The sequence below is a fragment of the Roseburia sp. 1XD42-34 genome, from assembly GCF_009917385.1.
In the GTDB taxonomy this organism is placed as follows: domain Bacteria; phylum Bacillota; class Bacilli; order Bacillales; family Amphibacillaceae; genus Virgibacillus.
Genome location: NZ_QWLJ01000001.1, coordinates 170,345 through 182,904, shown reverse-complemented (window position 1 = coordinate 182,904; position 12,560 = coordinate 170,345). Strand labels below are relative to the sequence as shown.

At 39.5% G+C, this 12,560-nt stretch carries 9 protein-coding genes; 1 reads left to right on the top strand and 8 read right to left on the bottom strand.

What is annotated here, in order from left to right; translation table 11 throughout:
- Positions 1-619: 619 nt before the first annotated feature.
- The gene (locus D1839_RS00730; RefSeq protein WP_120377974.1) at positions 620-2,089 is read right to left on the bottom strand and encodes an MDR family MFS transporter; all 1,470 of its coding nucleotides are present in this window, start codon (positions 2,087-2,089) and stop codon (positions 620-622) included.
- Positions 2,090-2,621: 532 nt separating this feature from the next.
- Between D1839_RS00730 and D1839_RS20255 the strand changes: the two genes are divergently transcribed.
- Complete coding sequence (locus D1839_RS20255) at positions 2,622-3,173, top strand: hypothetical protein (protein ID WP_199689872.1); 552 nt, start codon at positions 2,622-2,624, stop codon at positions 3,171-3,173.
- Positions 3,174-3,946: 773 nt separating this feature from the next.
- Here D1839_RS20255 and D1839_RS00720 read toward each other — a convergent pair.
- From D1839_RS00720 to D1839_RS00690, 7 genes are all read right to left on the bottom strand, one after another.
- A complete protein-coding gene (locus D1839_RS00720; protein ID WP_120377973.1) occupies positions 3,947-4,654 on the bottom strand; it encodes a LutC/YkgG family protein in 708 nt (235 codons plus the stop codon).
- Complete coding sequence (locus tag D1839_RS00715; RefSeq protein WP_120377972.1) at positions 4,641-6,077, bottom strand: LutB/LldF family L-lactate oxidation iron-sulfur protein; 1,437 nt, start codon at positions 6,075-6,077, stop codon at positions 4,641-4,643. Before D1839_RS00715 ends, D1839_RS00720 begins: the two co-directional genes overlap by 14 nt.
- Positions 6,074-6,811 carry a (Fe-S)-binding protein gene (locus D1839_RS00710; protein WP_120377971.1) on the bottom strand — a complete coding sequence of 246 codons (738 nt, stop codon included), beginning with the start codon at positions 6,809-6,811 and terminating at the stop codon, positions 6,074-6,076. The genes D1839_RS00715 and D1839_RS00710 overlap by 4 nt, the downstream gene beginning before the upstream one ends.
- A gap of 44 nt (positions 6,812-6,855) precedes the next feature.
- On the bottom strand, positions 6,856-7,566 hold the full coding sequence (locus D1839_RS00705) for a FadR/GntR family transcriptional regulator (protein ID WP_120377970.1): 711 nt from the start codon (positions 7,564-7,566) through the stop codon (positions 6,856-6,858).
- Positions 7,567-7,760: 194 nt separating this feature from the next.
- Positions 7,761-9,338, bottom strand: a complete 1,578-nt coding sequence (locus D1839_RS00700; protein ID WP_120377969.1) for an L-lactate permease — start codon at positions 9,336-9,338, stop codon at positions 7,761-7,763.
- A gap of 345 nt (positions 9,339-9,683) precedes the next feature.
- Positions 9,684-11,231: a BCCT family transporter gene (locus D1839_RS00695; RefSeq protein ID WP_120377968.1), complete on the bottom strand. Its 1,548-nt coding sequence runs from the start codon at positions 11,229-11,231 to the stop codon at positions 9,684-9,686.
- Positions 11,232-11,666: 435 nt separating this feature from the next.
- Positions 11,667-12,488 carry a squalene/phytoene synthase family protein gene (locus tag D1839_RS00690; RefSeq protein WP_120377967.1) on the bottom strand — a complete coding sequence of 274 codons (822 nt, stop codon included), beginning with the start codon at positions 12,486-12,488 and terminating at the stop codon, positions 11,667-11,669.
- Positions 12,489-12,560 lie beyond the last annotated feature (72 nt).

Genomic DNA, 12,560 nt, shown 5'->3' with positions numbered 1-12,560 from the left:
TTTAATTTTACTGTTATTCTTCTATCTAACATTTAAACGCATTCGTTTCTCCCGATTGTCAGAAGCTGTATAACTTACTTCAAAGTGGATATAGATAGAACCAAGGCGCAGATCGCCCGTTTAGCAACGTAGCAACTGGAACGAAACAACTAAAGTTTTAGGAATCATGCCACTAAAACCAGGGGTCTGCTGACGTCTGAGCGACAAGCCCGTATTTAGTCGGCCTTCCTCTTAACCACGAACCGATGATGACTTATCGGAAGGCGATTTCGTGAAGTCGCCTAGTTGCTGGGCGCTTAAGCCGGACGTGAGTATCCCGTTATAGCGGTATCCCAAAGCCAAAATTTTTATACTTTCTTATCTTGTAAAAAAGAATCCATTTCTGTTAAGCCACGAAATAACTACAAAAAAGGATTTTTTTGCTGGTTACTTGACCTCAATTCACACAAAGTTTTCAAAGGAATATTGACTTTATAAAAATCTAACTGCAACCATTGCACGTAAGAAAAATCGCATGTTTCTATTTTTGCTTATATTCATTTTAGTAGTTAATTTTTTCTCGGATCGAGGAGTGAATAAATTAGGGTAGAGGATAGATCCTCTACCCTGAAGATTCATTTTATTGCGGGCTATCTTCTTGATTATGCTCTCTAGGAACAGCTCGGTATACTAAAAATGCTAAAATAACAGCAATGATAGACATAGCGAATGCGATAAAATAAACGAATTCAACCCCTACGATCATCGCATCGTTAATGGTAGCAGGGTCATTCGGAGTAGGAGATTGACTTAGGTAATGGTTTTGCCTCGCATTTAAAATACTAATAAAGACAGACACGCCGACAGCTCCTGCTACTGGCTGTAACGTGGACATAACCGATGTTCCATGTGGATAGAGTCGTTTTGGCAATTGATTCAATCCATTTGTTTCTGCTGGCATCATAATGGCAGAGACAGTCAGCATTAATATGATATATGCGATAATGATCATCCAAGCCTCTGTGTTTTCGTTTAATCTACTCAACATAAACATAATAGTACTTAAAATTAATGTTGCAGGAATCATCATTACTCTTGGTCCAAATTTATCAAATAAATGCCCCATAACTGGAGACATTAATCCATTGATGATGCTCCCTGGAAGTAACATCATTCCCGCTTTAGCAGCGGAAAATGCTAAAGCTCCCTGCATAAAAATAGGTAATATTATTTCTGATGAGAACATCATCATAATAATAATTAAAAACATCAGCATACCATGTGTGAACATAGGATATTTAAATACCCGAAGATCCAAAACAGGGACCTTTAACTTAAATTGTCTCATTGAAAAAATAGTGATCCCTATGAGACCAACAATAATAAACAGATATACATTTGGATTTAGGAATCCTTTTTCCCCAGCTGAGCTAAACCCATAAATTAATGTTCCAAATCCAATTGTCGAAAAAACAAGTGAAAGTATATCTATTTTTGGTTTCGTAACTTCAGAAACGTTCACTAAATACTTATAAGCAAATGCGATGGAAAACAAAGCAAACGGAATAACGACAATAAACAGAAAACGCCAACCTAAATATTCAACAATCACACCTGACAGAGTTGGTCCGATTGCGGGTGCGAACATAATTACAAGTCCTACTAATCCCATTACTTTCCCTCTCCGATGCGGTGGAAAAACAAGCAGAAAGACATTGAAAATAACTGGCATTAATAGACCTGTACCAGCAGCTTGAATTAGCCTTCCCAGAAGCAATATCGGAAAGGTAGGTGCTGACGCTGCAATCGTTGCTCCAATGGTAAAAACAATCATCGTTCCTAAAAATAACTGCCTCGTTGTAAACCACTGCAACATAATAGCAGAGGCAGGGATAACTATTCCCATTACAAGAAGAAAGCCGGTTGCCATCCACTGCACGGTCGTCAGTGATACATTAAATTCCTTCATTAACGTAGTTAAAGCAATATTAAGTAATGTTTCATTAAGAATCGCAAAGAAGGCCCCGATTATTAATGACAGCATAATTGGCATCACTTTAAATTGTGGATCATCCGCTAAGTACTCATACTTTGTGTGGTAGTTACTCATTATGAAATTCCTTTCTCTTTGTAGTATCCGTAAATAAGTGCCATAGTCGGGTAGCCTATTCTGTTGATTTCCAGAAATTATAGCAAATTGCATAATTATGCAGATTTAATGCGCTTCTCGATGGTACATACCTACTCTGACAACTATACATATTCTCTCGCCGATGCTACACATTTTTCTGATAGCTATGTTCGATGCTACCTTATGGTTGCCAGTTTCAAGCCGTTTACTTAGCAGCTTCTAAACAGCGCTCCTCAAGTAGTAAGATAATACTATCACCGATAATTTTTATTATCAAGCAAGATTTTAAATTGTAAATTTCGTATTAAATTTACTATATGAACTAGTTCTATAACGTCGCCCTTTATTTTCACAAATATAACCTTATATGATTAGAAATAGCTATAAAGATACAAATCCTACTTTACGTTTTTTTAACATAGAAACATCCGCCCATTATGATGAAATTAATAACAAGCGAGACAGATAACCCATATAGTAAACTAGACGAATTTTTACAGGAGGAGAATGTATGTATTCTTATAACAATCATTATGACCCAAGCTTGGATGACCATCGTGTATTTCCTTTCTCTACATTAGAAAATGTCGCTTTTGGGCCAGGGCAAGCTGGCGAAGGATTTGGATTCCCAGGACCACCGCCAGCGGTTCCAGGAAGCGGCGGTCTACCTAACTTTCCTGGTTCTGGGGGCGTAAGTCCAGGGTTCCCAACTGCTCCTGGATCTGGGGGTGTAAGTCCAGGGTTTCCAGCTGCTCCTGGATCTGGGGGTGTAAGTCCAGGGTTTCCAGCTGCTCCTGGATCTGGGGGTGGGGGGCAGCCTCCAAGTGCCCCACCCCCTGCTTTTACACCACAAAAATCGCAAGTACAGGCCTTCACGATTGATCCAGGTGGCATCCGAGCTTGTTTATTTCGATATACGTATATATGGTTAAGAAGAGACGCCTTCTGGTTTTATCCAACGTTTGTAGGGAGAAATTCCATTGCTGGCTTCCGTTGGACTGGTTTTAACTGGGTATACTTTGGTATTGACCTTAACCGCATTCAGTCTTTCCAATGTTTCTAGTTCGTTCCTATTAGAGAAACTTGGCTTGTCGCCAAGTCTTATGGCGGAAGCCTTTGTTTTTCTTATACTATAAACCAAAAAAATCTTATACTTTCCTATAGTGGAACAAAGGCGCAAGCACCCGGTTAGCAACGTAGCGACTGGAGCGAAGCAACTAAAGTTTTAGGAACCATGCTCCTGCAACAGGAGTATGCCGACGTCGGGCGGCAAGCCCGTTTTTAGTCGGCCTTCCTCTTAACCACGAACCAATGATGACTTATCGGAGGGCGATTCGTGAAGTCGTCTAGTTGCTGGGCGCTAAGCCGGACGTGACTATTCCGTTATATCGTTATCCCAATGCCAAAATTTTTATACTTTCTTATCTCTTAGAAAAAACCCTAACCATCCAAAAGATTATTCACTCTGCACTAATCGTTACCTAAAAAACAAAATGAACTATTGTGCGCAGGATATAGTGAATCTGCAATCAGTGGGGCTCTCCTACTGAATGGTTAGTAACGTAATGGTACGACCTAAAGTTTTTTACGAAGGGTATTTAGGTGTTGTGATCTCTCGCTTAGTCTTATTACAATTGGTCAATGGGTTATCAGCTCCTAAATCGAGTTACAGCACGCTATCCACGAGAGAGAAAAGGAATAAAAAATGGGGGATTATTGGTTTGATTCAAATAATCTCCCGCTCTATTTAAATGGAATATTCAAAAGTAAATTTAATTCACGTTATTCTATCTAAATAAAACAATGGCGTACACTGCTTTTTCTATTTTTCAATTTTTACTTATCCCCCACGACAATATACGTTGCTTGAATAGGTCCATGTACGCCCACAATTAAATTCATTTCAATATCTGCGCTGTTACTCGGACCAGAAACAAAACTGACACAAGAAGGAACGCGCTCTCCTTTTTCCACAGACGCATGCAATTGCTGTGCTGCTTGTGTTAAGCGTGGGACAATCGTACTCTTAGGGATAATAGCAATAAAGCTTTTGGGCAATAAGCTAATTGAACGTCCATGATGCTTATCATTAAACAATGTTACAGTAGCTGATTCAGCTAAAGTGATATCGCTAAAAGAGATACCAATATCGGCACGTTCAGCGATGGTTTGATTTTCCTTTCCAAGTTGCGCATCCCAAATATGCACATCTACCTCTTTGTTAAGTTGCTCATAGAATTGATCCAGCCCATATAGTGCATTCCGTTTATCATTGGCTACAACTACTGTTTTTCCTCTATATCGCTTAATTGTATCTGTTAACGCTTCCGCCAATTCAGATTGCTGCACTTCAACAACATCGGTATGGATCGCTTGACACTGCTTTTTTAATACCGCTAGCAGTTCTTCTTTAGAATAGCCTGCAAAAACACGATCTTGCGGACGAACGCTCCAAGATGGACGCTTTACTCCAGAAATACGACGCGGTCGTCCTAAATGAGCTGCTACATTACTTAAAAATGCATCTTGATTATGAATTGCCATTACGGACCTCTCCTTTTTGCCGTTCCTTCCACCACGCACGAAAAGATTGTTTCGCTGGTGCCGGAAAATCTCTTACGTCTGTCCAACCTTTTAAGGGGCCAGGACCATTTTTAATCGTTTCATCTTTCGTCCATGGCTTTAAGGCTGTTCTTGCCAACTTCGTACTTAGCTTGTATGCAGCAGGAGTAGAGGCCCATTGTGCAAATCCCTTCATCATTATCTTCTCCATTATCGGGGATTTCTTCTCCTGTTCTACAATTATTTGACGATGACGGATCAGCTGCTCATGTAATGGAATTTTGACCGGGCATGCTTCTGTACAAGCTGCGCAAAGGGAAGACGCATATGGTAACTCCTTATGATCGTCATAGCCATCCAATAGTGGTGTTAAAACTGCGCCGATCGGACCGGGATAAATAGAATTATACGCATGACCTCCGACATGTCGATATACTGGACATACATTAATACAAGCTGCACAGCGGATACAATGCAAAGCCGATTGAAATTCTGTTCCTAATATTTTCGAACGACCATTATCCACGATCACTAAATGATAATCATCTGGTCCATCAATTTCTCCTTCTAATCTAGCTCCTGTATAAGACGTAACATAGCTTGTTAACTTCTGGCCGACAGCTGCTCGTGTTAGCAGACTTACTAATACTTCCATATCTTCCCACGTTGGGGCAATACGCTCCATTCCCATAACCGTTATTTGCGTTTCTGGTAGAGCTGTTACCATGCGAGCGTTGCCTTCATTGGTAACTAATGTAATCGCACCTGATTCAGCAATTGCAAAATTACAACCGGTAATCCCAACATCAGCAGAAAGAAAGTCTTTACGTAGCTGTTCACGGGCAAATGCCGCTAGCTCCTCAGGAGAATCGGACTGATCATAGCCACGTTTTTCTGCAAAAGTTTTGCGAATTTGCTCTTTATTTTTATGTAGAGCAGGCGTTACGATATGGGAAGGAGGATCTTCATCAAGCTGTAAAATCCATTCACCTAAATCGGACTCAACAACTTCTGCACCCAGTTTCTCCAAATGTTGATTCAAGCCAATCTCTTCTGTTACCATCGATTTAGATTTAACGATCTTCTTACCGTTTTTCTGTTTAATGACCTTTTCAATATAAGCATTAGCTTCCTCTGCTGTAGTGGCGAAAAATACATTTCCGCCACGTTTGGATACTTGTTCACTTAATTGTTGCAAGTAATAATCAATATTTTCTAATGTATGCGTACGGATTTCGGATCCAAGCTGACGCCAGTCCTCCCAATCACCAAGCTCCTCCGCTTGAGTGAGGCGACCATTTCTAAATCGCCCTTGCGCAGAGGAAACAGCTTCTCTCATGAAGTCATTCTCAATCCCTTTTTCAATTCGCTGTTGGTATGACAGATCTCCCAGTTTGATACTCATGCAATTCCCCCACCTTGTTCATGTGTATTCAAAATTTCCGTGATGTGGACGATTTTTATATTTTTCCCCTCTCGACGCATTCTACCGCCAATATTCATTAAGCAACCCATATCTCCACCTACTAAATATTCTGCATTCGTTTCTGCTACATGCTGTGACTTTTCTTTTACCATTTCCCGTGATATTTCTGAATTTTTCACAGCAAACGTCCCACCAAATCCACAGCAATCTTCTTTTATGGGCAATTCTATCAACTCGATGCCTTTCACATGACGTAAAAGTGTTTGTGGAGCATCCTTCACTCCAAGAATACGCGTCATATGACAAGATGGGTGATAGGTAACCTTGCCTTTAAAGGTAGAGCCTAAGTCCGTTACCCCTAAGACATCAACTAAGAATTGCGTAATTTCATAGCTCTTATTAGCAAGGTCTATCGCTGCTTCTTCCCATTCTGAGTCCCCTTTGAAAATAGCTGGATACTCTCTTAACATGCCGACACAAGAACCCGAGGGACCAACTACATACTCCGAATCTTTAAACGAAAGCATTATTTGTTTCATAGATTGCTTCGCTTCTTGTAAATACCCACTATTATAAGCTGGCTGACCGCAACATGTTTGCGCCACAGGAAAATCAACCTCACAACCAACCCGCTCCAAAATTCCCACTGTATGTTTACCAACATCGGCAAAAATCATGTCACTAACACATGTAATAAATAATGAAACTTTCATTAATCTCACCCCATTTTCCTAACTCAAGCGGACAGGAAGAAAAGCTATACATCAAGATGCTTAAACACTAATTTTTCTACTTGCTCTAAGTGATTGTACATTGCTTCTCTTGATTGGTCCGCCCGTCTGCTTTTGATCGCTTCAAAAATTAGTTGATGTTCTTTTAACAACGTATCTGCACGGTCCTCCGTATACAATAAAATCTGCCTAGCTTCCCTTATTGTTTCTGACATCAGCGCAGCGACACTTTCCATTAAATGATTTAATAAGTTTATATGTGTTGCTCGGGCAATGGCTACATGGAAATCAGTATCAGCTTGTTCTGCTAAAGCCTCATTTCCTTTAGCATGTTCCATCACAACTAAAGCTTTTTCCATTTCCAATAAATCAGCTGCCTGATAATTTTCCGCTGCTAACCCCGCGGTTCCGACTTCTAATATTTTCCGAACTTGATAGAGTTCTTGTACGTCATTTCGTTTCATTAGAAAAGCGGTACTAACAGGAAGAGTGAATCTTTTCGGGTCGAATCTTTTCACGTACGTTCCTTCCCCTTGACGCGTCTCCACTAACCCCATGGAGCGCAATCCACTTAATGCCTCGCGAATTGCCGATCTCCCCACTTCAAAATTAACTGCTAATTTTTCAACAGAATCTAATTTATCTCCAGGCTGTAACTGCCCGGATTTAATCATGTCAATTAATGAATCAGCTACTTGTTCATATATTTTTTTAGGTTGAATACGCTTATATTTCATGCTTCCCACTCCCCCTTATTTGAACCCATTTTACTTGATACGTCTATATTTGAAAAGCTATCGAGGAGTGAATTGCCTTTAAATCATAGATGATGAGCAAAAAAATATTATTTCAAACACTGCACTAAATGACGGTAGCTCGTTTAAAGTACATCGATGGTGACTTACCGTAGAAATTGTTTAAACACTCTAAACTAAAAAATAAAATAAGTAGCTAAACCGACAACCAAACCATATAAAATGGCTGGTGACAATGTTTTTCGGATAATATCGCCTTCTTTCCCGGACAAGCCTACTACAGCACTGGCTGCTACCACATTATGGACACAAATCATATTACCTGCACCAGCTCCGACAATTTGCGCTGCTAAAACAGCATTTACATCCATACCAACTTGGTTTGCAACACTATATTGAATTGGTGCAAATGTTAATGTAGAGACAGTAGCGCTGCCAGTAATAAATGCACCTAACTCACCTAAAAAGGGCGCTGCCAAAAACCAAACTGAACCTAAAGAATTAGCCAGTGATTCAGCAATATATTGAGGCATGCTCACCAAGTCATGAACATTGATACCTGAATTCGTAAATACATGCACCATCGCTAATGTAGCAATTAATGATATTGCAGTCGTTTTCATGGTTGAAAAAGACTGGTTAACTGCTGAGATAAATACAGAAAAATTCTTTCGATGAAGAAAGACCGAAACCATTGCAGCAACTGCCAGGATCGTTCCTGGTGAATATAGAAACTCCCAATTAGAGGTAATTCCTTCAACGCCAAGAATATTTGTCCATGAAAAATCAATTGCTGTTTTTGTAAATTGAGCCAGCCAAGGGATAATCCGCGTCATTAATAACAACGCAACAACAATCACATATGGCGACCACGCTGCAAACAGTCCCATATCGGATTTTTTCTTTTCTGGATGAAAATCTTCTTGCAAGGCACCTTGCCATGTTTTTTTCGGTAGCAGCCAACCTTTCTTTGCTGTTATAGTTGCAACAATTAACGCTGTTAATGATGCTAAAATCGCAATAAACTCTTGCCCAAAAACCACTGCATATAGGAATGCAGATGAAGTGTAAACGATACCAATTAATAGCGACCAGGGTAACATTGGCCATGCATCCTTTAATCCTTTATCCTTTCCAAAGAATACTGTCATAATAACGATTAAAGTAAAGGGTATAAATGTTCCCGCAAATATATCAATGGTTGTAATCGCTTTCCCTATTTCTCGAAAAAATGCTGGACCTGATTCCGGAAGCGTACTTAAACCGACTGCTACCGGGGTACCCACTGCTCCAAAAGCAACTGCTGTACTATCTGCAATTAAAGCAAGCGTTGCAGCAGCTAATGGACGAAACCCAAGCGCGATCATTAATGGACCTGTTACCATTGCCGGAGTCCCAAAGCCAGCAGCTCCTTCTATTAACGATCCGAATAAAAAAGCAACAATAATTACTTGCACGCGCATATCCGTTGAAATGTTTTGAAACCCCTGGTTAATTCGATCTACTGCTCCTGTTTTGCGAAGTGTGTTTAACAACAAAAGGGCTCCGAATAAAATCCAAAGTATGGTTAGTGTTTTATGTATTCCCTGCAATACAGAAGAGACTATTAACTTTCCCTCCACCCCCCAAATTGCCATTGCAAGTCCGATAACAATGAATGCACTCCACGTCATCCCTTTTGTAGCTGGCAGTCGAAAAACTACTAAAAAAATAAATGGTGCAATAATTGCACTTAACGCAACAATTAGATACATAGAAACCCCTCTTTTCTCTCTTTTTAATTAAAGCGTTTTCACTCATCCCCTAATAAGGTCATCTGATGACCTTATCTATCAGTTTACTGACTTTCCAATTTGAATTCAAGATTTTGAATTGTGTACAATTGAGCGTAAGCTTTCGCTTGCTTTTGTTGCATTGCCTTGGGGGAGGAAAACGTCCCTTTATGCACAGGCCTGTAAATCCTTTTGCCATAGCTTCTTAAGTTATTTCCTTCGAAATGGGAAGATCTTTCCCTTACCTTTCTCTATTCCCAAACAGACCTCCCAAATACTAAAAACCTCTATCTGATAGAAAAAATCTTTCTAACAGATAGAGGTTTTTTACTTATCTACTTTCTTTAGCAATTCTCTTTGCCAAATCAGTCCTTGCTCCAATGCCATTGTCCTAGCAATTCTAGGCGCACACCAAAGCGTAGGGAGTAGCAAAATAGAAACGGGTACGGCTGTTATAACGATAGAATTTTGGATCGAAGCCACACTATCCTCACCTATTGTTAAAATTGCTGCCGAAGTTCCACCAAAGATTAACGCCCAAAATACGCGTAGCCAGCGCTTTGGATGATCGTTTCCTGTAATTGTTGCTGCAACCGTGTACGCCATTGTATCAGCTGTTGTGGCAACAAAAATAATGGACACAAGCAGAAAGGCAACGCCAAACCAAACACTTAATGGGAGCTGGTCGGTAATCGCCATTACTGCTGCTGGCATACCACCCTCATTTAAAGAGTCGGAAACAGATCCTGGATGTTTATTTTCAAAAAACACTCCTGTGCCGCCAACAATGGAGAACCAAAAATTATTCACAATCGGGGCTACAATGGAAACAGCAATAACTAACTCGCGAATCGTTCTTCCCCTAGAAATTCGACTAATAAACACGATCAGCATGGGAGCATAACCAAGAAACCACCCCCAGAAAAAGATCGTCCAAGAGGAAAGCCACCCTTCATCTCCCCGGAATAAGGACATCGTAAAGAAATTTTGTAAATGTACTCCCGTACCACCAACAAACGCATCAATAATAAATGCTGTTGGCCCAATAATGAGTATGAGGACTGCTAAAAGTATCGTGAAGACTACGTTATAACGGCTTAATGTCACGATTCCACGATCCACACCAGTAGCAGCAGAAATTGCTGCAACTATCACTAATCCTATAATCACAATAATACTTACAGTTAAATTATTAGGTGTCCCAAGTAAGTGACTCATTCCATAAGCAATCTGTAATCCTAAAAACCCCAAAGGTCCAAGTGTTCCTGCAACAGTTGCAATAATAGCTATTACATCAGCAATCGTTCCAATTACACTTTTACGATATATCTTTTCACCAAACACAGGATACAGTAGACCTCTTGGCTTAAGTGGAAATCCCTTACTGTAATGAACATACATCATTACGATAACAGCAAGTGTTCCTAGAATGGCCCATGCTAAAAAACCCCAATGCATAAATGATTGCGCAAAGGCAGCATTGATATCCTGAAATTCCTCACCGCCGAATAATGGAGGATTTGCCATATAATGGTACATTGGCTCGGATGCAGCCCAAAACACTCCACCGCTTGCCAAGAGCGTTACTAAAATCATGGATACCCATTTAAAATAGCTATATTTAGGCTGAGCTTGATGTCCTAATTTTACTTTTCCATATTTTGAAAAAGCTAAAAATAGTCCGATAAAAAAATTCCCTAACAATAACAGTTGCCAATATGCACCAAAGAGCTGCGAAGCATATGCAAATAATGTACTTACAGCAGTTCCAACCGCTTCGCTACTCCAAAGTGACAATAGAATAAACAGTATTAGTATTCCTCCACTAATGAGGAAGACCGGCCAATCTAACTTCGTGTCTTTTTTTAAGTCCACGTTTTTCCTCCTAAATTTAGGAGCAAGTGCCTATAATTCGCCTATACAAGCAGTTTAAAAAAATCAATAAAACGGCATGAATTTCTATAATTTAATCGTTTGTTTCTAGCTCTGGTTAACTATTTCACTAGATCTAAATATTCGAAACAAAGTACAATGAAATTCTAAATTACCTCTTCATCTACTTTTTCAAACACGTTCTACTTCACTTGTCATTAAAGACCATTGGGTGGATAAAGATTATTCCCCGATACTTCACTTTACTTACTACTTACCAAGTTACCATAACGAAGGCCTTCGTCATACCTATGTTGCTAAAACAGCATGAAATAATCTTGACAAGAACCCACCGGCTTGCTCGTTTTTATACACAGTTCATGATTATAGGTTGCCGTTATTATTTTGTCAACAATTCAAGTTTCAATACTTCAACACTTATTGTTTTAAAATATCATCTACCGTAGCTTCAACTTCACTACGTGACATTTTTTCTTCCCCATTTTCTAATGCCTTCAATGTCTTTTTAGCTAAAGCTAGAGGGATCTTACAAAATAGTAAAATATTTCTTGTTTGAATATCCTTTATATAGATTTCTGCTTGCTGCAAATTTTCCTTGGCATATGCAAATAGATCGGCTCTTGTCCAACCATCTGGAACAAAATGAACGCCTCGGTCCGCATCTTCTTCCTGGTTTCTTAACATATTTACCGCCTGCAGACCTCTGCCATAACCAACTGCTAGATTATAATCCGTTTTCGTGTTATCGTACCATTCCCAGATATCTGAAAGCATTACACCTACTAACCCTGCAACATAATATGTATATTCGTCTAAATCTTCTTTTGTTCGCAAGTCCCAATTCTTTTCTGTCCATTTGGCCATTCCATCCGCCATAATACTTGTAGACTGTTTAATTTTAATAACTATATCTTCAGGGCATACTTTTAACCAATCATCCAGCCGTATAGTTACTTCTGGCAATAAAGCTACATACGGCTTTATTAACTGGTGATACGCCTCTTCATCAAATGAGCGTTCTTGTAATAATTTACTAGTTGATCGCAATAAATGTTGTTTTGTCTCAGGAGATAGTTGCTCATGATCTTCCACTTCATCAATTGCCCGCATACATAAATACGCAGAGCCAACCGTATGTTTTAATACGGATTTTAGTAGCGTAATCGGAATATAAAAGGTTCTACTCGTTTCTTTTAAAACGCGCATGGCATCCTTTTGTAACTTTGCTTCTTTATTCAACGATGTTTCCTCCTTGTAATGATGTGAGGTAATGTTAGTATATCAAAAAAAAATGAAAACTTCATGCTACAT